Annotated in this window: 21 protein-coding genes and 1 other annotated feature; of the genes, 2 read left to right on the top strand and 19 right to left on the bottom strand. The window is 39.6% G+C overall.

Features of this window, described 5'->3' with window-relative positions; all coding sequences use genetic code 11:
* Nucleotides 1–16: 16 nt before the first annotated feature.
* Nucleotides 17–3,118 (bottom strand): DNA polymerase III subunit alpha, encoded by a 3,102-nt coding sequence (locus B7700_RS06370; protein WP_192855670.1) that lies wholly within the window; start codon nt 3,116–3,118, stop codon nt 17–19.
* A 288-nt stretch (nt 3,119–3,406) separates the two neighbouring features.
* Between B7700_RS06370 and B7700_RS06365 the strand changes: the two genes are divergently transcribed.
* A complete protein-coding gene (locus tag B7700_RS06365) occupies nt 3,407–5,689 on the top strand; it encodes a Xaa-Pro dipeptidyl-peptidase (protein WP_084887839.1) in 2,283 nt (760 codons plus the stop codon).
* A gap of 471 nt (nt 5,690–6,160) precedes the next feature.
* The gene (locus B7700_RS06360) at nt 6,161–6,631 is read left to right on the top strand and encodes an arginine repressor (protein ID WP_084887837.1); all 471 of its coding nucleotides are present in this window, start codon (nt 6,161–6,163) and stop codon (nt 6,629–6,631) included.
* Between the two features lie 43 nt (nt 6,632–6,674).
* Here the strand turns inward: B7700_RS06360 and B7700_RS06355 are convergent, their stop codons facing one another.
* The 18 genes from B7700_RS06355 to B7700_RS06270 form a co-directional block, all read right to left on the bottom strand.
* The gene (locus tag B7700_RS06355; RefSeq protein ID WP_084887835.1) at nt 6,675–6,833 is read right to left on the bottom strand and encodes a hypothetical protein; all 159 of its coding nucleotides are present in this window, start codon (nt 6,831–6,833) and stop codon (nt 6,675–6,677) included.
* Between the two features lie 9 nt (nt 6,834–6,842).
* Nucleotides 6,843–8,153 (bottom strand): GTPase ObgE, encoded by a 1,311-nt coding sequence (gene obgE / locus B7700_RS06350; RefSeq protein ID WP_000061641.1) that lies wholly within the window; start codon nt 8,151–8,153, stop codon nt 6,843–6,845.
* Nucleotides 8,154–8,218: 65 nt separating this feature from the next.
* Nucleotides 8,219–8,353 (bottom strand): DUF4044 domain-containing protein, encoded by a 135-nt coding sequence (locus B7700_RS06345; RefSeq protein ID WP_000863859.1) that lies wholly within the window; start codon nt 8,351–8,353, stop codon nt 8,219–8,221.
* Between the two features lie 58 nt (nt 8,354–8,411).
* The gene (locus tag B7700_RS06340) at nt 8,412–8,603 is read right to left on the bottom strand and encodes a PspC domain-containing protein (protein ID WP_162489588.1); all 192 of its coding nucleotides are present in this window, start codon (nt 8,601–8,603) and stop codon (nt 8,412–8,414) included.
* A gap of 14 nt (nt 8,604–8,617) precedes the next feature.
* The gene (locus B7700_RS06335) at nt 8,618–9,943 is read right to left on the bottom strand and encodes a glycosyltransferase family 4 protein (protein ID WP_084887832.1); all 1,326 of its coding nucleotides are present in this window, start codon (nt 9,941–9,943) and stop codon (nt 8,618–8,620) included.
* A gap of 15 nt (nt 9,944–9,958) precedes the next feature.
* Nucleotides 9,959–11,002 carry an alpha-galactosylglucosyldiacylglycerol synthase gene (gene cpoA, locus B7700_RS06330; protein ID WP_239822555.1) on the bottom strand — a complete coding sequence of 348 codons (1,044 nt, stop codon included), beginning with the start codon at nt 11,000–11,002 and terminating at the stop codon, nt 9,959–9,961.
* 115 nt (nt 11,003–11,117) lie between these two features.
* Complete coding sequence (locus B7700_RS06325) at nt 11,118–11,447, bottom strand: metal-sulfur cluster assembly factor (RefSeq protein ID WP_000331925.1); 330 nt, start codon at nt 11,445–11,447, stop codon at nt 11,118–11,120.
* A 14-nt stretch (nt 11,448–11,461) separates the two neighbouring features.
* On the bottom strand, nt 11,462–12,571 hold the full coding sequence (gene rpoD, locus B7700_RS06320) for an RNA polymerase sigma factor RpoD (protein WP_045611498.1): 1,110 nt from the start codon (nt 12,569–12,571) through the stop codon (nt 11,462–11,464).
* Between the two features lie 2 nt (nt 12,572–12,573).
* Nucleotides 12,574–14,334, bottom strand: coding sequence for a DNA primase (gene dnaG / locus B7700_RS06315; protein WP_084887830.1), 1,761 nt, complete (start codon nt 14,332–14,334; stop codon nt 12,574–12,576).
* A gap of 89 nt (nt 14,335–14,423) precedes the next feature.
* Nucleotides 14,424–15,182 carry an ABC transporter ATP-binding protein gene (locus B7700_RS06310; RefSeq protein ID WP_020901797.1) on the bottom strand — a complete coding sequence of 253 codons (759 nt, stop codon included), beginning with the start codon at nt 15,180–15,182 and terminating at the stop codon, nt 14,424–14,426.
* Complete coding sequence (locus B7700_RS06305) at nt 15,179–16,045, bottom strand: ABC transporter permease (RefSeq protein WP_084863531.1); 867 nt, start codon at nt 16,043–16,045, stop codon at nt 15,179–15,181. The genes B7700_RS06310 and B7700_RS06305 overlap by 4 nt, the downstream gene beginning before the upstream one ends.
* Before the next feature lie 75 nt (nt 16,046–16,120).
* On the bottom strand, nt 16,121–17,116 hold the full coding sequence (gene trpX / locus B7700_RS06300) for a tryptophan ABC transporter substrate-binding protein (RefSeq protein ID WP_084887828.1): 996 nt from the start codon (nt 17,114–17,116) through the stop codon (nt 16,121–16,123).
* Nucleotides 17,117–17,229: 113 nt separating this feature from the next.
* Nucleotides 17,230–17,447, bottom strand: a binding site (T-box leader).
* 96 nt (nt 17,448–17,543) lie between these two features.
* Complete coding sequence (ppc, locus tag B7700_RS06295; protein WP_084887826.1) at nt 17,544–20,240, bottom strand: phosphoenolpyruvate carboxylase; 2,697 nt, start codon at nt 20,238–20,240, stop codon at nt 17,544–17,546.
* 24 nt (nt 20,241–20,264) lie between these two features.
* Entirely contained in the window at nt 20,265–21,488 is a 1,224-nt protein-coding gene (ftsW, locus tag B7700_RS06290; protein WP_084887824.1) for a cell division peptidoglycan polymerase FtsW, read from the bottom strand.
* Nucleotides 21,489–21,648: 160 nt separating this feature from the next.
* Nucleotides 21,649–22,587 carry a peptidylprolyl isomerase PrsA gene (gene prsA / locus B7700_RS06285; RefSeq protein ID WP_045611489.1) on the bottom strand — a complete coding sequence of 313 codons (939 nt, stop codon included), beginning with the start codon at nt 22,585–22,587 and terminating at the stop codon, nt 21,649–21,651.
* Between the two features lie 66 nt (nt 22,588–22,653).
* Complete coding sequence (locus tag B7700_RS06280; protein WP_084888078.1) at nt 22,654–23,367, bottom strand: O-methyltransferase; 714 nt, start codon at nt 23,365–23,367, stop codon at nt 22,654–22,656.
* Nucleotide 23,368: 1 nt separating this feature from the next.
* Entirely contained in the window at nt 23,369–25,171 is a 1,803-nt protein-coding gene (pepF, locus tag B7700_RS06275; protein WP_084887822.1) for an oligoendopeptidase F, read from the bottom strand.
* Nucleotides 25,172–25,189: 18 nt separating this feature from the next.
* Nucleotides 25,190–26,143 carry a competence protein CoiA gene (locus tag B7700_RS06270; protein ID WP_084887820.1) on the bottom strand — a complete coding sequence of 318 codons (954 nt, stop codon included), beginning with the start codon at nt 26,141–26,143 and terminating at the stop codon, nt 25,190–25,192.
* Between the last annotated feature and the right edge of the window lie 15 nt (nt 26,144–26,158).

Here is a 26,158-nt window from a genome sequence, read left to right as displayed (position 1 = left end):
TCTATTTTCCGTAATTTTAGCGATAAATCGTTTTCATAACGATTCCATTCAATTTCGCTTCTAATTCATCAGATTTAGTCACAAAATGATGGGGAGAAACAATAGTTTTCTGTTCCTCTTCATACCTGATAATGACTGGGATTGGGCCTTTATACTGTTCTAAAATACGTGACATCTCTTGGTCCGAATCATGATTTTTCACCTGAATCCAAAATCGCTCAGCAACTGCTTCTCTTATTTCTTGTGCAATCATTTGCAGACGACCGTCACGTGACTGGACTTTCCCTTTGATATAGTAGAATGCTCCTTCTCTTACTTCCTGACCAAACTGTCGATATAAATCTGAAAAGAGTGTAACATCCAATTTTTTCTTACTGTCATCAACCTGTAAGAAAGCCATATTTTCACCCTTTTTGGTACGAATTACTTTTATCTTCTGAACTTCAACCAATATAATAGCATAGCTATTTTCTGACAAATTACTAATGGGAGAAATCGGATAAATAGCCTTACTTGCAATAGCTTGTAGTGGATGTTTGCTGACGCCTACTCCTAGATACTCTTGTTCCATGTAGAATTTTTCTTGCTCTGTCCAGTCCTCCGAATCTTGCCAACTATAAATGGTGTCTCCAAACAAGCTACCTAACTCTTTTACAAATTCAAATAGATTAGCTAAGTTATTAAATACTTTTTGACGATTTTTTTCAAATGAATCGAAAAGACCAACTTTTACCAAAGGTTCTAGCAAAGGAAGTTTTAAATAATTTTCAGGTAATTTAGCTATAAAATCTTCAATGTTAAAATAAGGTCTATGTTCAATAATCCAAAGCGCCAAATCTTTGCTGACTCCCTTAATCGATTTCAAACCTAGATAGATAGACTTGTTTGCAATTTTATCGTGATAGGGAATAGTGTTGATGGACAGAGGGGCTACTACAAAGCCTGATTCTAGGGCATCTGTTAAGTAATCACTATTGGCAGCATTCAACATGATCTGATAAAAGATAGCTGGATAATGCGTTTTGAAATAGGCCAACTGGAAGGCCAAGGCTGAGTAAGCATAGGCGTGTGACCTGTTAAAACCATAACCAGCAAACTTCTCCATGACATCAAAGACCTGCTCTGCTTTTTCCACAGTATGACCAGCTTCTAATGCCCCTTGAATAAAGGATTCCCTCATCTCATGCATGGCAGAAGCATCCTTTTTCCCCATAGCACGACGCAAAATATCGGCTTTCCCAAGACTAAATCCAGCAAAACGCTGGGCAACCTGCATAACCTGCTCCTGATAGAGCATAATGCCGTAGGTTGGAGCCAAAATATCCTCCAGTACTGGATCCAGAACAGTCACTTCTTCCTGACCATGCTTTCTTGCCACAAAATTATTGATATAATCACTAGCACCTGGTCGATTTAGAGACGTAGTCGCTACGACATCTTCAAAACAGACTGGCTGCACACGCTTGAGCAAGCGAATAGCACCAGGTTGCTCAAATTGAAAGATACCCTTTGTATTGCCAGATGCAAAAAGAGCCAGCGTTTCTTTGTCTTCCAAATCGATTTCTTCTATTTTCAAGTGAATATCTTCTGTTTCAGCAAGCAGCTCTTGCATTTTCTGGACAAAGGTCAGATTTCGCAATCCCAGAAAGTCCATTTTCAAAAGCCCACTAGCTTCAACACCATGAGCATCATACTGAGTCAGTGGAATTTCATCACCATGCTTCAGAGGAATATAGTCCGTCAAATCCTGGTCACTAATCACAACACCAGCCGCATGGACAGAGGTTTGTCTTGGATAGCCCTCTATCTTGCAAGCAATCTCAAAGGCTTTTTGGTATTCTAACTTACTATTGATTTGCTGACGGAACTGGAGATTGCCCTCATAAGCCGACTTGAGATTGTCCCGAAAACTGATTTTCTTGGTAATTGCAGATAATTCATACTCTGGAACACCGAAGCGTTTTAAGACATCTCGTAGAGCTTGCTTGGCTCCAAAGGTTGAAAAAGTAACGATTTGGGCCGCATGTTTACTACCATATTTATTGCCAACATATCTGATAAAATCTGGACGATAAATATCAGGAATATCGATATCAATATCAGGCATGGTATAGCGTTCACGATTGAGGAAACGTTCAAAAATCAGGTTTTTCTCGACTGGGTCAATCCCTGTGATGTCCAAGGCATAAGAAACCAAGCTACCTACTGCAGAACCCCGTCCCATTCCCATGTAGTAGCCATTCGAACGTCCGAAACGCAGCAAATCCCAGACAACCAAGAAATAATCATCAAAGCCCATATCATGAATAACAGCCAATTCTTGGTCTAGACGGTCTTGATATTCTTTACTAGACAACCCCTTCTGAGCAAGACCCAGTTCAGCACGTTCTCTCAACTCTTCTACGGCTGGTCTAGCTGGATTAAAACGAGGCAATTTCAGACTAGTATCCAAGTCATACAAAATATCTGAAATAAGTTTTTCTAAATTGTCCAAGGCTTGCGGAAAACGTTCTTGGAATAATTTCTCTAAAGAACTTGCTGATAAAAGAACATCTTGTCGTGAACGCAAGGGGACTTCTCTGAGTGGTAGATTTTCTTTAATCGCTGTTAATACTTGAAGAACTTCTCTATCCTTACTTTCAAATGTATTGCCCCGATAAAGGGGCAAGATTGGATGGTGAAATTCGCTGGCCAGTGTTTCTGGGTAAACCCCTATATAATAATCACAGCCTAGATTTAACAACTCAAGTTCTTCAAAATAAGGCACAATTACCGCAATATCCTCTAGATACTGAGATAGAACTGACCAACTTTTCTCCCCCTGCATCTTGGCTGTTGAAAGTTTCATCAACTGCTGATAGCCCACACTAGATAGAGCTAAAAAGCGCAGATTCACATCCTTGTCATCTACAAGCACATTCATTTCAAGTCCTAACAAAGGATGAATGCCGTATTTTTTTGTAACCTCTAGAAAGTCGAAAGCCCCATAAAGATTGTCAATATCCATCATAGCCAGATGAGTGTATCCATAGTCTTTTGCTACTCTCACATACTTGTCAATTGAAATGACACTCTCCATAAAACTATAGACTGTTTTTGTATCTAGTTGTGCGATCAATTTACACTTCTCCTCTATCGTTCTCACTATATTATACCATTTTCTTAAAATTTCTATTACTATTACTGATGCTTTAATATCTAGTAGCTCAAATCATAGTTAATTAGACAATCCTTGTCTGATTTCCAACAGCACCACTAATATTTTTGTATTTAAGCTTATCATTTTACATGTTTATTTTATAAGTACTTATTTTTATTTATTATAATTTCTGTTAATTTTTATAGTTTCTTTTCTCTCTATTTTTTGATATAATAACCTTAATATATTTCGTAAATAGGAGGTCTTATGCGTTTTAATCAATACAGCTATCTTAAAACTTCATCAACGCAGGCCCTGAATGATTTAGTTTCTTTAGGTTTCAACCTAAAACCTACTGATTCAGAAAAAAAGCAATTTGAGGACTTTATTCGTAAAATTTATTTCACATATCAAAATATAGATTATCCCTTGTCTATACTTTCTTCAGATAAAAAAACTGACTTACTGACATTTTTTCAGTCAGACAAAGAACTGACTGCAGATATTTTCTATACTGTAGTCTTTCAGCTCTTAGGTTTTTCTTATTTAACTGACTTTGAAGACAGTGATGTTTTTCGTAAAGAAACTGGTTTTCCCATTGTATATGGTGACTTGATTGAAAATCTCTATCAGTTACTCAATACTCGCACCAAAAAGGGAAATACTCTTATCGACCAACTTATCAGTGACGGTCTTATTCCTGAGGATAATGACTACCACTACTTTAACGGCAAGAGTTTGGCTACTTTTTCTAGCCATGATGCCATTCGTGAAGTTGTTTACGTTGAGACTCGTGTCGATACTGACCGAAAAGGGCTACCAGACTTAGTCAAGGTCAGCATTATTCGTCCTCGTTATGACGGGCAAATCCCTGCTATCATGACAGCCAGTCCCTATCATCAAGGAACAAATGACAAGGCTAGTGACAAGGCTCTCTACAAGATGGAGGGCAATCTCGAGGTTAAACCTGCTCACAAGATTGAGCTAGAGGAACCTCAACTAAATCTCGTCCAACCTCAAGGTCAAGCTGAGCTTGTGTCAGAAGCTGAGGAAATGCTAACGCACATCAACGCTAGCTATACACTCAACGACTACTTCCTTCCACGAGGTTTTGCCAATCTCTATGTATCAGGTGTTGGTACCAAAGACTCTACTGGTTTCATGACTAACGGAGACTACCAGCAAATCGAGGCTTATAAAAATGTCATCGATTGGCTTAATGGCCGCTGCCGTGCCTTTACTGACCATACGCGCCAGCGTCAAGTCAAAGCTGACTGGTCAAACGGAAAAGTTGCCACAACTGGACTTTCCTATCTAGGTACCATGTCCAATGGTCTGGCGACTACAGGTGTAGATGGTTTAGAGGTTATCATTGCCGAGGCTGGCATTTCTTCATGGTACAACTACTACCGTGAAAACGGTCTGGTAACCAGCCCAGGTGGTTATCCAGGTGAGGACTTTGACTCCCTTGCTGAACTAACCTACTCTCGTAACCTCTTGGCTGGCGACTATACCCGTGGTAATGAGGCTCACCAAGCTGACTTAGAAAAAGTAAAAGAACAACTGGAACGAAAGACCGGCGACTATAACCAGTTTTGGCATGACCGTAACTATCTGCTCAATGCCCATAAGGTAAAAGCAGAGGTTGTCTTTACTCATGGTTCTCAGGATTGGAATGTCAAACCACTTCATGTTTACCAGATGTTTCATGCTCTTCCAGCTCATATAAACAAGCACCTCTTTTTCCATAATGGCGCCCATGTGTACATGAACAACTGGCAGTCCATTGACTTCCGTGAATCCATGAATGCCTTATTGACTAAGAAATTACTGGGAGAAGATACAGATTTTCAACTCCCTACTGTCATTTGGCAGGATAATACAGCTCCTCAGACTTGGTTATCACTTGATACCTTCGGTGAGCAAGATAACTTTGAAACATTCTCACTTGGTCAAGAAGAGCAAGTTATTCAAAACCTGTACTCAGATAAGGATTTTGAGCGTTATGGTAAGACATACCAGACCTTCAATACAGAACTCTATCAAGGGAAAGTCAATCAGATTACTATTGACTTTCCTGTAACCAAAGATCTTCACTTGAACGGTCGTGCCCAACTCAATCTTCGTATCAAATCCAGTACAAATAAGGGGCTCTTATCTGCCCAACTAATGGAACATGGACAAAAAAAATACCTACAACCTTATCCAGCTGTTTTAAGTGCTAGAACCATTGACAACGGTCGCTACTACATGTTGGAAAATCTTAACGAATTGCCTTTTCGTGAAAATGCACAACGCGTCGTGACAAAAGGCTACCTCAATTTACAAAATAGAAATGATTTATTGTTAGTAGAGAATATTACTGCAGATGAATGGATGGATATCCAGTTTGAACTGCAACCAACTATTTACAAGTTAAAAGAAGGAGATACTCTTCGTTTAGTCCTCTATACTACTGACTTTGAAATCACAATCCGTGACAATACCGCTTACCACCTGACTGTCGATCTAGAACAGTCTAGTCTTATCCTACCTTGTCAAAAGGTATGATATCAGACTTTCAATATGGAAGATTTCCACTTGAATAGTCTAAGGAAACATAAACTTAGTATCAAATTCACTCTCAAAGAAAGACTTATGATAAGCCCATAACTGGAGTTTGAACAAAAGATACTAATCCCCATAACTTACATGTGTAACCCTCTATAATACACGCTACCACACTACATGTTGGAAAATCTCTGTGAATTAACATTAATCGTAAATTCACAAGAAGTCGTGACAAAAGGCTACCCTAATTGAATGATTTACTGTTAGTAGAGGACACCAATGTAGATAAACGGATAGATAGCCTATTCATCTACACCCAACTAGTGACAAGTTAAAAGAAGGAGATTTCCTCCGTATAGTCCTTTATACTACTGACTTTAAAATCATCATACGTGACAATACCGCTTACCACTCGACTGACGTTCTCGTTCAGTCCACGCTTTCTGTACCTTGTACAAGGAGTAATATTTTATGAATAAATCTGAACACCGACACCAACTCATACGAGCTCTTGTAACGAAAAACAAGATTCATACTCAAGCTGAGCTACAAGCTCTTCTTGCCGATAATGATATTCAAGTTACACAAGCTACACTTTCGAGAGATATTAAAAGTATGAACCTTTCAAAAGTACGAGAAGAAGACAACTCTTACTACGTGCTCAATACAGGTTCTATCTCAAAATGGGAAAAACGCCTCGAAATTTACATGGAAGATGCTCTTGTCTTGATGCGCCCCGTTCAACATCAAGTCCTACTAAAAACCCTTCCTGGACTTGCTCAATCCTTTGGTTCTATCATTGATGCTTTGAACTTCCCTGACGCTATCGCTACCCTCTGTGGTGATGATGTCTGCCTTGTCATCTGTGAAGATACGGAAGCTGCCCAAAATTGTTTTGAAGAACTGAAAAAATTCGCCCCTCCATTTTTCTTTGAAGAATAACAAAATTCCGTGTCTGATGAGGCACGGAATTTTGTTATATTCTTTACTGAGATGGATTTTCTTTTTTAGTTCGTGCCAATCTTAGGGCACGATTTGGATTGAGACGATTAAATAGTTCTTCCAATTTCTTTTCATTCCAAAGGTCTGCGGCGGAAACGAAATTCCCATCCGCATCTCGGAAAGATATCGGTTTATCTCCCATACCAGTCTCCTAATCTACAAATTCAAACTCAAATTTACCAATTCGGACCAAATCACCATCTTTAGCTCCACGCGCACGAAGGGCTTCATCAACCCCCATACCACGAAGCTGGCGAGCAAATTTCATGACCGATTCGTCACGATCAAAGTTGGTCATATTAAAGAGTTTCATGAGTTTTTCACCAGAAAGTACCCATGTCGCATCGTCATCACGACTAATTTCAAAGGCTTTTTCTTCCTCGTCAAATCCATAATAAGCTTCTTCTTCCATATCTGACTCGTCGTAGAGCAAGAATTCTGGTGTCTTGTCTAACAATTCAGCTGTAGCATCCAAGAGCGTTGCCAGACCTTGCTTGGTCAAACCAGAAATTGGGAAGATAGCTGGTAACTCTTCAAATTCATCATAATTTTCAGCTAATTTCTTCTTGAAATCTTCAAGATTTTCCTGACTTTCAGGCATATCCATCTTATTGGCTACAATAATCTGTGGACGCTCCATGAGACGAAGATTGTATGACTCCAGCTCTTTATTGATAGCAAGATAATCCTCATAAGGATCACGTCCTTCGCTAGCTGACATATCAATAATATGAAGGATGACACGGGTACGCTCAATGTGACGGAGGAACTGAGTTCCCAAACCGACACCCTGACTAGCGCCTTCAATCAAACCTGGCAGATCGGCTACTGCAAAGGATTCACCTGATTGGGTACGAACCATACCTAGATTTGGCACAATGGTCGTAAAGTGGTAGGCACCAATTTTAGGTTTAGCAGATGTGATAACACTTAAAAGTGTTGATTTCCCTACAGATGGGAAACCTACTAAACCAACATCTGCCAAGATTTTTAGTTCCAATTGTAACTCACGTTCCTGACCTGGTTCTCCATTTTCAGAGATTTCAGGTGCAGGATTTTTTGGTGTCGCAAAGCGGATGTTTCCACGTCCACCACGACCGCCGTGGGCTACAATAAATTCTTGACCGTGTTCAATCAAATCTGTCAAGACCTTGCCTGTCTCAGCATCACGCACAGTCGTACCTTGTGGCACTCGAACTCTAAGGTCCTCAGCTCCACGACCATGCATCCCTTTGGTCATTCCTTTTTCACCAGAATCAGCCTTGAAATGACGGTTATAGCGGAAATCCATCAAGGTACGTAGACCTTCGTCTACAACGAAGACCACATTACCTCCACGTCCACCATCGCCACCCCAAGGACCGCCATTAGGGACATATTTTTCACGGCGAAAAGCAACCATGCCATCACCACCATTACCAGCCTTGACCTTAATCTTGGCTGTATCTAAAAACATACTCATTTTCTCTTCTCACTTTAAAAAAGGGCTGGGAAATACCCCAGTCACTAAATTTTCTTGTATCTATTTTATAGATTACTGAGGGCACCAATTGCAGTTGCAAAAATTCCCAATAAACTTGCTACTAGCATGATAATCACGATAAACAAGGTTATTTTCTCAAACATAGTTTTTTTACGATTTCCATTATCTCCAAATGCCATTTTTATCTCCTTCGTTACATTCTATTTTCTATTATCTTAGCATGAATTGAGCTAGTTTTCAATAGTCAGTTGCTACAGGTGCAATAATCCATAAAATGATATAAGCTACAATTCCTGCCCCATAACAAAATGCAAGAACACCCCATATTACACGAACAATAGTCGGATCAATATCAAAATAATTTGCGACCCCAGCACATACTCCAGCAATTTTTTGATCACTACCACTTCTCATCAATTGTTTTTTCATAGCTATTCCTCTTTCTATTCTTCATGGTCTTTCCAATAATCTCTGATGCTGATTAACTGTGTTTTTGAAGCCCTCAGCATTCGTCTAGAGCCTTTTACAGGCACAGCAACCACCTGTTGCGGTAAATACAAAACTGTCTTAAAGATACGCTGGCTGACCGTATCATCTTTTGCTAAATCTTTCTGGAAGTTATTTGAAATAATGGCATCCAAATAAAACTCATGCACTCGTTTTCCAAAGTTCTCAGCTGAAATCTCGTACAATTTCTCTGATAAGGTATACTCATCCATATCTGGCGTTGCAATCAGGGCCTCCAGAATAGCTCCAGCCAAATCATGTTCACCGTAATACAAGGTTCCAAACATTTTATCACTGATAAGATTGTCCAGATAAGGATTTCCGTGAGCAATGACAGGCGTCCCACTAGCTAAGCTTTCCAAGTAAGTCAAACCTTGCGTTTCACTCGTTGAGGCCGAGATGAAGAAATCCGCCACCTTATAATAAAGAGCTGTCTCACTAGGAGCAATCATCCCTGTAAAGACAACAGATTCTTGAATCTCTAGTTTCTGAGCTTGCTCTTTGAGGTCATCCAGATAAGGTCCATCCCCAGCAACTACCAGTTTAACCTTGTCTTCCTCTTTCAGAACTTCTGCAAAAGCTGCTAGTACTGCTTGAATATTTTTTTCATAGGAAATTCTGGAAAGACTAAGTAGCATCTTTTCATCATCTTGAATCCCTAGTTTACTACGAAGTTCTTTCAAATTTTCCTGCTTGATTTCAGGACGCTCAAACTTGGCTAATTCAATCCCTGTTGGAATGACTCGTTTTTCAACCTTAACCTTATAGTCAGATAGCAAGTCTCGGACAATCTCGCTCGGGCAAATGACTCCATCCACATCATGCAGGAAACCTCTGACCAGATACTTGACCATACTAGGACGAATCAACATCCCCTTAGCAATATAATGCACGTAGTCTTCGTATTGGGTGTGATAGGTATGGATGACTGGAATCTTCAATTCACGCGCAATCCAAATCCCCAACAAGCCAAGAGAAAATTCTGTCTGAGTATGGATAATATCCAGTTGATATTGTTTAGCAATTTCAAGCGCCTTGCTGAATCCTCGATAGGCAAAGCGACGATCCTTAAAAGCAAAGAAGGGAACACTTGGAATGCGGATAATTTGCCAATCTTCATAACGATTGACATCCTTATCTGTCGTCGTAAAGATAAAAACAGCGTGCCCCTGCTTTTCAAGTTCTGTTTTCAAGGTTCGAATACTGGTCGCAACACCTGAAACCTGAGGAAAATAGGTATCTGTAAATAAACCAATTCGCATAGATTACCTCACTTTTTACTTTCTCCCTAAAGCGGCTTGTTTCTCATAAAAGTCTAACCAGATTTGTAACAGATGCTCTTCTGAATACTCTCTGGAAATATTCTTAGCTTTTTCTTTCAAATCTTTTAAAGCAGCAGGATTCGCTTGATATTCCAGAATAGCTTCTTTCATCTCTTCTCTATCTGCTGTCGCCCGATAATTTCCCTCCAAAATAACCTTATAGAGATCTAAGTCACGTAACATGATAGGAGCCTCACAACTCGCAGCCTCTAAAATCGTCATAGGAAAGAGTTCATTATAACTGGGTAACAAGAAAAGGTCCGCTAGGGCATACAATTCACGCATTTGCTCTGGTGACACAATACCTGGAAAAATTAAATTTTCAGGTGGATTATCCATAATTTTCTTGTAACGTTCATAACCATCTGTCATACCACCAAAAGAGAAACCACCCGCCCATATAAAGGTAATCTGAGGCAATTCCTCAGCCAGACGGATAAAATCATCAATCCCTTTGCGTTTCTGAACTTGACCAGCACCTACTACGATAAACTGATTGTCACTAAGACCTAGCTCTGTTCGCAGTCTCGCTACCTCTTCTTGTGGAAGTGGATGCCATTTTTCCTTATTGACAAAGTTAGGAATATAGGTCACTTTTTCACGTGGAATACCAGCTGCCACCAAATCCTCAATAAACATAGGATTAACCACAACCAAGTGCTCCATCCGGTTGTAAAAAGAAAATACATAGCGTTTCACAATTCCCTTTAAGAAAAATGGAATTTTCAAACTCCCCTCAAGTGTATCAGGTAAGAAATGCACATAGCCAATTTTCCTTCCTGAGCGTTTCTTTTGGAATGTTGATAAATAATAAGGGAAATCAATTGTATGAAAGTGAGTCACATCTGCCTCTATTGGAAGATTTTCTGTAACAATCAATTGGTCCTTGGCATCACGGTGAAGAAGACGAACTAATTCACGGTAAGCACCTGAAACTCCTTGTCCTGCTACTTTCTCACTTGAACTCAACATATTGATGCGTAATTTCTTTTTTTCCATAACTACTATTATATCATTTTCTTTGAATAAAATCAGCAAAAGAAAGGAGAGACTAGAGGAAAAGAGGGGGAAATTTCCTCGCTTTTCCAATAATCTCTCACATGTTTTTATAGGTTTACTTAATGCCTAGGGCAATGCGTGCATAGCGACTCATTTTTTCAACAGTCCAGGCTGGATACCAGACTAATTTAACCTCAGTATCCGTTACTTCTGGCACCTCTGTCATAGCATCATAAATCTGGTCTGTCAAAAGATCTGCCAGGGGACACCCCATGGTTGTCAACGTCATATCAATCTCTGTTTGTCCTGTGTCACCGTCAAAACGAATTTCATAGATCAAACCAAGATTGACAATATCGATTCCCAACTCAGGGTCAATAACTTCTTCCAAGGCTGATAAAATTCGTGTTTTGATGTTTTCAATTTGCTCTTCTGTATAAGCCATATTCATCCTCACTCTTAGTCTTCAATAAAATCACGAAGCGGTTTGCTGCGACTTGGTTGGCGTAGTTTTCTCAAAGCCTTAGCCTCGATTTGACGGATTCGCTCACGGGTTACGTTAAAGACTTTACCCACATCTTCAAGGGTACGCATTTTCCCATCATCTAGCCCAAAACGTAGACGCAAAACATTTTCTTCACGGTCTGTAAGAGTATCCAAGACCTCATCCAACTGCTCACGCAAGACGATACGAGTTGTATAGTCCACTGGATTTTCAATCACTTCATCTTCGATAAAGTCTCCAAGGTGGCTATCATCCTCTTCACCAATAGGAGTTTCAAGAGATACTGGTTCTTGGGCAATCTTCAAGATTTCACGAACCTTATCAGGTGTCATATCCATACGTTCAGCGATTTGTTCTGGTGTCGGATCTTGTCCCAATTCTTGAAGAAGGTTACGCTGTTCACGAACCAATTTATTGATGGTTTCAACCATGTGAACTGGGATACGGATAGTACGAGCTTGATCCGCAATAGCACGAGTGATAGCCTGACGAATCCACCAAGTTGCGTAAGTTGAAAACTTGAAGCCTTTAGAATAGTCAAACTTGTCAACCGCCTTCATCAAGCCCATGTTCCCTTCTTGAATCAAGTCAAGGAACTGCATACCACGGCCGACATAGCGTTTAGCAATAGAAACAACCAAACGAAGGTTGGCTTCCGCAAGACGTTGTTTGGCTTCGATATCACCAGCTTCAACAGCCAGTGCCAATTCTTTTTCCTCTTCATTGGTCAAGAGAGGAACGACTCCGATTTCTTTCAAGTACATACGAACAGGGTCATTGACCTTAGCAGAAGTTGACCCAATCAAGTCCTCATCGCTGAGTTCTGGTTCTTCTTCAGAGCTAAGAACACGAGCACTCGGATTTCCTTCGTTATCTGTGATAGAAATCCCTGCATCCTGAATTCGTTGCAAGAGATCTTCAATCCCATCAGCGTCCAAGGTAAAAGGAATAACCAGACTTGCGTTGATTTCATCATCAGTTGCTGTCCCTTTTTGTTTATGATTACGGATAAATTCTGCTACTTGTACGTCAAATGTTGTTACTTCTTTTTGTTTTGTTGCCATTATTACTCCATTCTTCTCTTTTGGGAAATTAAACGTTCCAATTCTTCTAAGGCTGTGTCGGTATCTCCTACATGGCTAGCTTCCTGCACCTTCTTTTTGATTCTCATATTGGCCTGATTCAAGAGAGCCTTGTTTCGAGTCATTTCTACTTCACTAAGTTCCTGAGGTGACATCTCAGATGGTAAATCCTGAGCTAAAACTTGATACCATGCTCTTTCAACTTCCTCTGTCTGCTCTGCTAGAACTTCTGGAGGAAGATTTCCATACTGGCCAAGCAAGTCATATAAAACCTGAAATTCAGGAGTGTCAAATGCAAAGTCTTCTCGCAAACGGTAATCATTCAAAACAAGGGGAGATTCCATCATTCGATAAAGTAGATGGGCTTCTGCCCTCATAATAGCCGATAACTGCTTGGTGACAGGCATAGTGATTGGCGTCGGTCTGGAAATTCCTTCCATACGATTCTGCCTTTGCGCCTGACGACTCTCATTAACAATCTGCTCAATCTGGGCATAATCAAAGGACGCCAGACTGTCAGCTAAAATATGTATATAGCTGTTTTGAGCAGTAATAGATTTTTCTTGAACAATCAAGGGAGCTATTTTTTCAATAAACTCAATCTGAGCCTGCAGATTTTCACTATTTTCAGGCTTATACTGGTGAATGTAAAACTCAATCGGACTAATACGAGTTTTCGTTAATAGATAGGCCAAGTCTTCTGGTCCATTTTTTTGTAGATATTCATCTGGATCCAAGTTATCAGGCATGCTGACGATTTGCACAGGCATATCACCAATTTCGTCTAGCGCTTTCAATGTCGCGGCTTGCCCAGCCTTATCGCCATCGTAAACAAGAACCAACTTCTTCGTTAACCTTTTCAGATGCTCAACATGCTCACGACTCAAGGCTGTTCCCATAGATGCGACAGCGTTTTCGATTCCAGCCCGATAGGCTGCAATAACATCCATGAATCCTTCCATCAGGTAAATCTCACTGGCTTTTCCAGAAGATTTTTTTGCCCTATCCATATGATATAATTCGTAACTTTTGTTAAAAATTACAGTCGATCGGCTATTTTTATACTTAGAAGTTTGTGAATCCGTTTTCTGCCAGATACGACCTGAGAAGGCAATAACCTTTCCCTGGTCATTTGTCAGGGGAAACATGATCCGATTGTGAAATGTATCTACAAATTGATTAGCATCCGAGAGATAAAACAATCCTGAATCTAGGAAATCCTCATCACGATACTGACCAGACAAACGTTGATAGAGATAGTTTCGTTCTGGAGGTGCTAAACCAATCCGAAAATGTTTGAGCACTTCATCTGTCAAACCACGCTGATAAAGGTAGTTTCTGGCCTCCTCCCCCATGGTCGTTGTCATGAGAATAGCATGGTAAAATTTGGCTGCATCTTCGTGCATATCATAAAGAGCTTGGTGGGCTGAAGCTGGCTTCTGTTCACTATAAAGCGGTTTTTCCACCTCTATCCCGACACGCTGACCTAAGATTTGGACAGCCTCCATAAAGGGAACTCCTTGATACTCCTCGATGAATTTAAAGACATCACCTGAGCGCCCACAACCAAAACAGTGGTAAAACTGCTTGTCCTCTACAACGTTGAAAGAAGGTGTTTTTTCACCATGAAAAGGACAGAGCCCTAGATAGTTCCGTCCTGCCTTTTGTAAAGAAATCACATCTCCTATGACTTCCACAATGTTGGCATTGTTTTTGATTTCTTCAATGACTTGTTTGTCAACCATACACAATACCTCCATGTTATCATAGTTTACTTTATATAGTATACTTTATTTCAGAAAAAAAGTAAACCATTTCACTCATTTTCCCTACTTTATTCAAAGAGTTGATAATAATCAGAGATTTTCATTTTTGCTTTTTCTTCTTGGTTCAAATCTTGGATAATTCGTCCTTCTTTCATGACAATTAAACGATTGCCATATTTGAGAGCATCTTCCATATGGTGGGTAATCATAAGCGCTGTCAGCTGATCTTTCTTGACAAATTCATCCGTCAATTCCATCAAGGCCACACTGGTCTTTGGATCAAGGGCTGCAGTATGCTCGTCTAACAAGAGTAATTCAGGACGCTTCAAGGTTGCCATTAAGAGACTCAAGGCCTGTCTTTGACCACCTGATAAGAACTCAATCGGTGTATTCAAGTGTTTCTCAAGACCATTTCCTACTTTTTCAATGGTCGCTTGAAATTCATCCTTGTAGCTAGCCAGTCGTCTCGGAAACAGTCCTCGTTTTTCACCACGAAACTTGGCAATCAAAAGATTTTCAGCGACCGTCATACGGGGAGCTGTCCCCATCTTAGGATCTTGGAAGACACGAGACAGATACTTAGCCCGCTTCTCTGGTGAAAACTTGGTAACATCTTCACCTAAAATACGGATGGTTCCACTGGTTAATGACAAGGTTCCTGCAATAGTGTTAAAGAGAGTTGATTTCCCAGCACCATTTCCACCTAAAATCGTGATAAAATCCTGTTCAAAAATTTCTAAGGAAACATCATTTAAAATAATCTTTTCTTCATCAAAGCCATTTTTAACGACTTTGGTTGCATTTTTTAATTCTACAATTGCTGTCATTTACTTAACTTGGCTCCTTTCAAGATTGTTTGCTTAAATGTTGGAATCATGAGGCAGACTGCTAAAATCAAGGCACTGTATAAACGAAGGTAACTTGTATTAAAGCCAAGAGCGATAACTGCCCACACTAAGAATTGATAGGCGATAGAACCCACAACGATGGCAACCAGACGCTCTGCCAAGCTCAAACTCTTGAAAATAACTTCTCCAATTATCAAACTTGCAAGCCCCACAACGATAACTCCAATTCCTCGAGATACATCAGCATAGCCTTCTTGCTGGGCAATGAGAGCTCCTGCAAGGGCAATCACACCATTTGATAAAACCAAGCCCATAAGCTCCATGCGTCCAGTATGAATCCCGAAACTTCTAGCCATATCAGGATTGTCACCTGTAGCAATATAGGCTTGTCCGAGTTTAGTGTCCAAGAAAAAGAGCATGAGAGCAATAACAAGACTGACAAAGATAAGACCTGTCAAGAGTTGATTCAAATCCGAATCAAAAGGCAAAACATCCTGAATTTGCTTGGTTCCAAGCAGGCCTAAATTCGCACGTCCCATAATTAAGAGCATGATAGAGTGACAGGAAGTCATCACCAAAATCCCTGAGAGCAAGGTTGGGATCTTCCCTTTTGTATAAAGAAGGCCTGCTGCCATTCCAGCCAAACAACCTGCTCCTACAGCAACAAGAGTCGCTAAAAATGGGTTCACGCCTTTGGTTATCAAAGTGACAGCAACAGCTCCCCCAAGAGGGAAGGAACCTTCTGTCGTCATATCTGGAAAGTTTAAAATCCTAAATGTCATAAAGATTCCCAGACCTAAAATAGCCCAGACAAATCCTTGAGAAATAATAGATAATATCATCTGTTTCTTAACCTTTTCTATATGATTTCTATTGTAAAAAATTGGAGGAGATGTCCCCAACTCCTCCATTACAGATTATTCAATCACTTGTCCCGCTTCTTTTAGAACAGAATCAGGAATCGTAATACCTAGCTCTTGTGCCAATTTTTTGTTGATAACTGACTTACCAGTTGAAAAGACATTAACTGGAGTATCGGCTGGTTTTGCACCTTTCAAGACTTGCGCAATCATTTTACCAGTTGCCACACCAAGGTCATGTTGGTCAACTACAACTGATGCCAAACCACCTGCTTCTACCATGGCAGTTGCGCTTGGATAGATTGGCTTTTTAGCTGATTGATTGCTTGATACAACTGTTGAAAATGCAGATGCAATGGTGTTATCGATTGGAATCCAGATAGCATCAACCTTGCTAGTCATAACGTTAACTGTTGAAGCAATTTCATTTGTTGAAGGAACAGCAAATGTTTCGACTGTCAAACCTGCTTTTTCAGCATAAGCCTTAAATTCTTCTACCTGAGTTTTGGAATTATCTTCACTACTTGAGTAAAGAGCTCCAATTGTTTTCACATTTGGTGTGAGAGCTTTGATGAGTTCAACTTGTTGTTGAGCTGGATTGTGGTCAGATACCCCTGTAATGTTGCCACCTGGTTTTTTCAAATCTTTAACCAAGTTAGCACCAATTGGGTCTGTAATAGCAGCCATGATAACCGGTAGGTCTTTTGTTGCACTAGCCAAACCTTGAGCAGCTGGTGTTGCAATACCAACCACAAGGTCATTCCCATTTGCAACCAATTGTTTACTCATTGTCGCAACCTTACTTTGGTCACCTTCTGAGTTCATAAAATCGATTTTAACTTGATCATCTTTATAACCATCTTCTGCCAGTCCATCTTGTATCCCTTTATAAATCAAATCAAGAGAGGGATGGCTCACAAACTGAAGAACACCAACTTTGGCAACTTTCTTCTCATTCTTAGCTTCTGGTTTATTCATTGAAGAGTAAATCAAGCTTCCTGCTACTAAGACTGCTAATGCAGCGATAATTCCAATTAAACGTTTATTTTTCATTCTATTTCTCCTTTTTATTTCCTTATAAAATACTTCACTTATCTAAACAAGCGACGCCATCGTTTTCTTTCCATACTAACCTCCATCAAAAAAGTCCTCACACAAAAAACTTGTGTGAGGACGTCGATGCGCGGTACCACCTCAATTATAGGGAATTTCCCTATCGCTCTGTCTCGCAATAACGAGATGCACTGTAAGGTGTGCTCACCGAATTTTTATGATTTCAAATTCTAAATAACATCCAGCCCAATTTTCATCATCATCACTTATCTGTTTTCAGCTACCACAGACTCTCTAAAAAGTTTATATGATTACTTTTCTGAATGGTTAAATTATATCATTTTTCAACTACTTGTCAAGACTCTTTTAGCATTTTTTTGAACTATTCAAAAACTTCCCCTATGGAAAAGAGGAAGATTGATAGGTATCAGCCTGAATTACGCAATCCTGTCGCAATTCCGTTGATGGTTGTATGGATTAATTTTTCTTGGTCGCTTGATAATTCTCCTCGGCGTTGACGTTTAATCAACTCCAACTGGATATAGTTGAGAATATTAAAGTAAGGCATACGATAATCCAAACTTGCTTTTAGATATGGATTTTCAGCCAAGAGTTCATCGTAACCTTCGATAGCCAAGATGACTTCCTTGGTGACTTGCCATTCATTTAGAATAGTCTCATAGATTGCTTTTACTTCTTCATCCTCACAAAGTTTGGCATATTCAAAAGCAATATTCATATTTGATTTTGACAAGACCATGTCGACATTTGAAAGAAGCGATTGGAAGAAAGGCCAGTTTTGGTACATATCTCGTAGGATAGCGATATTCTCTGGATTTTTATCAATAAATTCCTTGAAGCTTGAACCAACCCCATACCAGCCAGGGAACATGACACGACTTTGCGACCATGAGAAGACCCAAGGGATAGCTCGCAAACCACCGATTTCAGTAATAGTCTTACGAGCGGCTGGACGAGAACCGATATTAAAGCTTGAAATAGCCTTGATTGGACTTGACTCAAAGAAATAATCATAGAAATGGTCATTACCAAAGACCAAATCACGGTAGATATCATAACTACGGTCCACTACTTGGTCCATAATGGCTTCATAACGATTTGATGTATTGGTATCGCTCTTCTTCTGCGTAATCATACGGTTAATGGCTGCGGATACTAGCATTTCAAGGTTATAGTAAGCTGCGTCTTTATTACCGTATTTATTCCCAATTACTTCACCCTGCTCCGTCAAACGGATGCGATCCTTGATAGACTTGAGCGGTTGAGAGGTGATGGCTTCATAGGTTGGTCCACCACCACGACCGACAGTACCACCACGACCATGGAAGAAGGTAACCTTAACGCCAAATTCATCTCCGATAGCAGTCAATTGTTGTTGAGCCTTGTAGAGGGTCCAACATGATGATAGGTAACCACCATCTTTATTACTATCAGAGTAACCAAGCATGATTTCTTGGTAGTTATTACGTGAAGCAATCCATTTTTTAGCAAGAGGAAGAGAAAGGTATTCTCTCATGGTTTCTTCTGAGTGGTCCAAGTCCTCGATTGTTTCAAAGAGAGGAACAATTTGGACACGGGCTCTCTCTTTATCAACTAGACCTACTTCTTTTAGTAAGATAGCCAATTCCAATATGTCTGATACGCTGGTTGCATGTGAAATAATGGTTTGACGAATAACATCATCACCCAACTTATCTTTCAACTTACGAGCAGCTTTAAAGATGGCCAATTCTTTTTCAAGTAACTCTGATTTTTCAACATGAGTGGCAGAAAGAATACGTGGATCTTCTTCTAATTCTTTCAAAAGAAGCTGGCATTTTTCTTCTTCACTTAATTCACTATAATGAGAATGAATACCTGCTGATTTCAAGAGTTCGGCTACACAAGCTTCATGAACGCTAGAATCTTGACGCATGTCAATAGATGCCAAATAGAAACCAAAAATTTCAACTGCCTGAATTAACTCAACAAAATCACCAGAAATCAGTGCTTCACCCTTATTTTCCAAGAGGGAATCACGAATGGTAATTAAATCCTTATAAAAATCATTAGCTGTTTCATAGCGAGCCCCAACTTCCTTATCCTCAATCAGATAGGTTTTTGTTGCTTGGATTTTTGATTGAATATCAAATAAGGCACGGCGGTAAAGCTCTTTTTCACGGTAGATCGAGTTATCCTTGGATTGACGAGCCATTTCTCTGACTTGCTTGCTGACATTAACAATACTTGTTGAGAGGGAGAATTCACGATAAAGTTGGTAAATCTTTTCATCATAGTAGTTCATGATGACTTCACACTGAGTCATAGCAGATTGTTTCAGGGTATCTGCTGTAACAAAAGGATTACCATCACGGTCTCCACCAATCCACATACCCATGGTAATTGGTTTAGGATGTTTCAACTCCAGTCCATGTTTTTTAGCCAGACGCTTGTACTCAGCAGTCAAATGAGGAACTGCCTTCAGGAATGAACTATTGTAGTATTCCATAACATTCGTGATTTCATTGGTTACTTTCAATTTCTTTTCACGAATCATATCTGTCTGCATGATAATCTCAATGTAACGACGGAGATCATTATGCCATTTTTCCTTATTAATCAAGCCTAATTTCACATCACGATACTTACGCAAGAGGGTGTGGATATGGTTGGTCAAATCCAACATGCTCTTACGTTGCACTTGTGTTGGATGGGCTGTCAAAACAGGGACAACATTCAAGTGTTCAAGAATTTCAACCGCATTTTCTTTTTCAGCAACCATTTTGATTGTTGCTGATAATTTCCCAAGATAATCTTGATCGATATTATTTTGGTGGTTGATTTCATAAGCCAAATCCACGTCTTCTGAAATATTAATCAAAAGGGGCAAGATAGAGAAATAGCGTGAAATATAAGCCATTTCATCATTTGACAGACTAGTAACCAGTTGGTTCAAGCCCTGATAATCTTCTTGAGTTGATAATTCTTTCAACTCCATGATTTTTGCAAAAGTCTCTGGGGCAAGCATATTTTTAGTGATATCTTCTAACAATTCTGTTAAAATCAATACTTCTTCTTGCACGACAGCTTTATTACTATAGTTTTCTAATTTTTGAAGAGACATAGGTAATCCTTTCCACTATCAACTCTACATATAGTTTGATGAGTGAGCTTCTAACTCCTCATATAATTGGGCACGTTTTTCACTTGCATCAATATTTAAGACAAAGGCGATGGCTACAGACAAGACTAGGAGACTGTTCCCCCCTTGTGATAAGAAGGGGAAGGTTACTCCTGTCGAAGGAATAATGCCAGAAATTCCGCCAATATTAACAAATACCTGTACCAGCATCATCCCACCAACCCCAATCGCCATCATGGAATTAAAGGGATTCTTAGCACGAATACCGACTAGGATAATCCGCAAAATCAAGAAAAAGACAAGGGCTAAAATCAAGCTGGCTCCCACAAATCCAAACTCTTCAATGACAATTGAAAATACAAAGTCTGTATGAGCCTCTGGTAAATAACCACGTTTTTCGATTGAATTTCCTAAGCCTAGACCAAACCAACCACCATTTACCATGGCAAAGTAGGAATTTGCAAGTTGGTGGCCTGCTCCTGCCAAATCAGCAAAGGGATTAAAGTAGGCACTGAAACGCTTAGCAACGTAACCAAATACTGGAACTTTTGAAAACTTATCAACCCCAATCATAGAAATAGCTGATAAGGATAGGGCTGAAACTCCTACCAATACACCGATAAAGGCTATAAACCAACGATGAGCAATCCCACTAACTGTATACATAATCAAGGCGACCAGCGCTAGGATTGTAGCATTCCCCAAATCTGGGAAAATAGCCAAACTTCCTATCATTACCAAGAGGACAAAACGCCAATCATTAAAAGCTCGAGGAATCCATTGATTTTGAGTTAAAACTTGAAAATCGTAAATACCAATTTCATCCTGTTGTTTTGAAAAACGTTGGGCCAAGTACCAGACGATGATAATCTTCAAATACTCCGCTGGCTGAATGGTCAAAGGTCCTACTGAAATCCAACCATAGGCTCCATTGACTGGCGTACCAATTAAGCGAGCCAGAGCTAAGAGAATCAGCTCAACAAACATAACAATAAATAAAAGTCGTTCTTTTCTTAAAAAATTCAGTTTCAGCTTATATATCAAGACAATCAATATTAAACTAAATATCCAAAACATTCCCTGACTTCGAACCAATTGGAGGGCACTTTTACCTTCTTCGATAAGAATGGCACTGGTTGTAGAATAGACTACAATCAAACCCAAAATAGATAAAAGTAAGTAAGGAACTAGAATAGAATAGTTTAACAGGTGCCTCTTACTAATCTTCATAGTATCACCAATCTAATGAGAACAAAAGAAATTATTCCCAAATTCCGTTTATTTTCTAGTTTTGATTGCTATTATACCATTTTTTCCGAAAGAAAAAAACTCTTACCCTTAAGATAGAAGATTTTCTCATAAGAAAAAGAGCACTTGGCTCTTTTCTGTTTTATTCTTTTGAAGAACTGCTTGAGCTTGAATCTCCACCACCGATGTATTGAGTGAAGATATTTTGGAAGGCCTGGTCTTTAACCTTGATATTGGCTGCTTGCAATTCTTTTCCGATAACACTTTGAACAAATGAAGCGTCATTTTGTTTTTGAGTTAAGATAACAGTTTTTAATTTTTCTTTGTAGTCGTCAATATTAGATGATTTTTCTGTTTTCTTAATCAGTTTAACAATGTAATATTGACTGCTGTAGGCTTGTGTTCCAGTAACGCTAATCACATCAGAAACACCATTTACATCTAAAGCAAAAGCTGCTTTTTTAACTTGATCTGGTACTTCTGTCGAAGCAGAATCAAAGGTGATCTCTCCACCGTTCGCTTTGGTTTTCTCATCAGTTGAATTATCTTTGGCTAATTGAGCAAAGTCTGCATCACTAGCTTTGGCTTTTTCAAGAATTTCTTTAGCTTTGTCTTCATTGTCCAGACGGATGATTTGAGCCGTTACATCTGGAGTGTATTCATCAAATGCTTTCTTATAGGCATCATCTGTCAATTCAGCTTCTGCTGCCTTCTTAACTGCCAACTCAACCAATTTACTTGTACGAATTTGAGCTTTACGTGTTTCAAGAGTCATTCCTGCCTGTGACAAGACACGTTGGTAGTTCTCACCATATTGTTTCTCTTCTTCGGCAATAGTATCATTGACTTCTTTGTCATCTACTTCTGAGCCATATTGCTTCTCAAATACTTTTTGGATGGTCAAGTTCAACAACACTTGCTGGGCTGAAGGATTGCTTTTCACTTGCTCATAAAATTGATGTTCTGTGATAACATCTCCTTTCATGCTGATAAGATCTGCTCCTTCTGAACCTTTCGAACAAGCTGCTAGAGTTGCTACTGATAATAGTGTAATGGCACCTGCCAATAGTTTTTTCTTCATGTCTACTCCTTTGAGATAAGTGTTACCCTATCTATTTTACTATATTTTCTTAAATTTTTCTGAAAATCATTCGCTGTCAGGCAATTGAACATCTGCTACATTTTTACGAAGCATGAGAATGCCGTCCCCCAGAGGTACTAATGTTGCGGTGAGTCCTGGATTGTCTAAAGTTGCATCAAATAGTCTTTGAAGTCCTCGATAAATGGTTCGCTGGCCACGACGGACTTCCATAATGTCCTTGGCAACATCACCACCTTGAAAAATATCATCCAAGACAACCACACCACCAACTTCCAAATGTTTGAGGATTTCTGGCAGAAAGACGATGTATTTAGACTTGGCAGAATCCATAAAGACGAAATCATAAGACTCTGTCAGTGTAGATAAGACATCTACCGCATCTCCTTCTAGGAGCGTAATTTGCTTGCGACTGTCAAATTGAGCAAAATTTTCCTTGGCAAAACCAATCATTTCTGGATTGCGGTCAATGGTTGTAATCTTGGCATTTGGCGCATGTTCTGCCATCAAGAGGGCTGAAAAACCGATAGCCGTCCCAATTTCCAGAATGTTTTTAGGTTGCATGGTTTCCATGAAAAAACGGAAATAAGCAACCGTCTCATGGGGAATAATGGGAATATTTTCCTTGCGGGCAAAGTCTTCTAATTCTTTCAAAGATCCTGTGACTTGCTTTTGGCGCTGACGCATCAAGTCTACAATTTCTTCTTTGACAACAGGACGACGCATGTTATGGTTGGCATTTTTACTATACGATTCAACCATCTTATGCCAATCCCAATTTTTCAACAAGTGCTTCAAACTCATTTAAACGACGTTCAAAGACTGCAAAGGCATCGTTGAGATAGTCTTCCTTCTCCATATCAACACCAGCTTTTCTCATGACATTAAGTGGATAGTCAGACTTACCTGCCTTGAGATAGTCGATATAACGGTCACGGTCTTCTTGACTACCATGGACAATCTTTTCAGCCAAGGCTGAGGCTGCTGCAAAGCCTGTTGAATATTGGTATACATAGTAGTTATAGTAGAAGTGTGGAATGCGTGCCCACTCGTATTGGATTTCAGGATTGTCTTCCTTACTCAAACCATAATACTCTTGGTTCAAGTCTGCGTAGAGTTTATTTAAGAAATCGCTTGTCAAGACTTCTCCATTTTGGTCTGCTTGGTGAATCGCGTGTTCAAACTCAGCAAATTGAGTTTGGCGGAAAACTGTTCCACGGAAACCATCTAGGAAGTTATTGAGAATAGCAAAGCGCGTTGCGTCGTCTTCCACTTCTTCCAATAATTTCTCCGTCAAGATATTTTCATTGGTAGTTGATGCAATCTCAGCCAAGAAGATAGAATAATCTCCGTAAACATAAGGTTGCGTTTCACGAGTATAGCTTGAATGCATACTGTGACCTGTTTCATGAACAAGAGTAAAGAGATTGTCCAGATTGTCCTGCCAGTTAAGAAGCATAAAGGCATTTGTATCGTAAGAACCACCAGAGTAAGCCCCTGAACGCTTGCCTTGATTTTCATAAACATCAATCCAACGCTCGCTGAAGGCACGTTTAACACGGCTCAAGTAATCCTCACCCAAGACTGACAAGGCTTCTTCTGCTTTTTTCAAGGCTTCTTGGTAGGTAAAACTGTATTCAACAGATGAAAGTGGTGTGTAGACATCGTACATCTTGAGGTCTGAAATTCCCAAGATTTTTGAACGAAGTTCAAGGTAACGATGCAAGAGTGGCAAATGCTTGCGAACTGCTGCTACCAAATTGTCATAAACACTCTCTGGAACAAAATTCGCTGCTAGTGCTGCATGACGAGCACTCTTATAGTTGCGAACTTTGGCACGGTAGTTTTGAACCTTAACATTTGTTTGCAAGGTTTTGGCATAGGTGTGTTGGAATTGCTCATAAGTCGCATAGAGGGCTTGATAGGCACCACGACGAACCTCACGGTTTTTAGACTCCATCAAACGCATATAAACGCCATGTGATAATTGTACTTCGTTACCATCTTCATCTTTAACAAATGGAAAGACGATATCTGCATTATCTAAAATAGCAAATGTTTCACTTGCCGAACCAAAGATTTCTCCAGCTCCAGCCAATAGCTCTTCTTCTCGTTGTGATAGAACGTGATCCTTGCCTTGCAAAAGCTTGTCAAAATAGTGTTGATAAACCTGCAATTTTGGCTGAGCTTCTAAAAAGTCAGCATACTGCTCATCACTGATTTCCATAAATTCAGGCTCATAGAATGAAAAAACTTGGTCTAGCTGGCTATAGAGAGTCATTGCCTTAGCATAGTACTCTTGGTACTTGGCTTCACGTGTATCCTGGTCATTTTTCATATGAGCATAAACGTAAAGCTTCTCCATCTGGCGTTCCATTTCAAGAGAAAATTCAGTAATTTCTAGTAGGCTATCCGCACTATCCAAGAGATGACCTTCATACTGGACTACTTTCTCCAATTTTTCTGTTAAATCTTTTAAGGCTTCTTCCCAAGCCTGGTCAGTTGGGTAAATCGTTGATAGATTCCATGTATCTTTTTCATTTATTTCATTTCTTTGTAATACCATTAGATTCCTCCATCCTTTCTATTTTACCATATTTTTCAAGAAATATTGCTGATAAAAGGCTGGTGGATAAAGCTTTTGCCAATCATTTTGAGAATTTTCTTGATAATAGGTTTGAAAATACTGATAATAGCGAGTCAAATCTTGCTCAATTTGGCAAAACTCACCTACTAGCGGTCGAATTTGTGGATACCATTCTTTTAGCCCATAAGTCAGGAGATTTTCTCCCTTTTGATAGGCTTCTGCTTGTTCTTTCATCCAAATAGGATTTTGATAAAACAGTTGTTGTCGGATATAGCGACAGATGTCCTTATCTTGAAAAACTGTAAAATGAGATATTTTTTGTTTCTTATAGGGAAGACGTAATATCTCCAGTAGACTATCTTGTCCATAGGGAAATTCCTTGATTTGATAATAGAGTCTGCCTCGGAGATCCTGGTGAATGAGATATTTAAGCCTTAAAACCTGTTTTTCCTTGTCTACTTCCCAAACATAAAATCCCATGTTTTGACTGAAATAGAGAAAACCTTGTTGCAGACGAGTCAAACGCTCCTTGAGCCACAGTTTTTCCCCCAGCAACCACAGTACTTGGTAACCCTGACTACGATAGCCCTCACTACGCTCTTTAAGAACTTTTTGAGGCAAGAGACTACATTGAACCTCTAAAGCTAGATTGCCATTCACAAATACATCCGCAATCTGTTTAAGCTCTGGAAGAGGGTATTCTAATTGTACTTCTGTCTCTTTTTTCAACCAGTGATAGAGGACTTCCTTATTTGCCAAGTGTTCTGGGCTTTCATTTTCAAATGAAAAATCACAGTCTTTTAAAGATTTATGGGCAAAATGGGTCCGGACACTTGGTCCTTGACGCAAACGGAGCTGACCTCCACAAGCGGGGCAGGTATATGCTTGTTTCTCGAGCCTATCCTCTAACACATTTACCAACTGTCCCCTAGCATCTCTCGCAACAAACATGATTTCCCTCCTTTT

The organism is Streptococcus mitis, assembly GCF_002096755.1.
Lineage (GTDB): Bacteria > Bacillota > Bacilli > Lactobacillales > Streptococcaceae > Streptococcus > Streptococcus mitis_AC.
The sequence above is the reverse complement of the archived record's forward strand: the minus strand, read 5'-3'. Positions and strand labels throughout refer to the sequence as shown.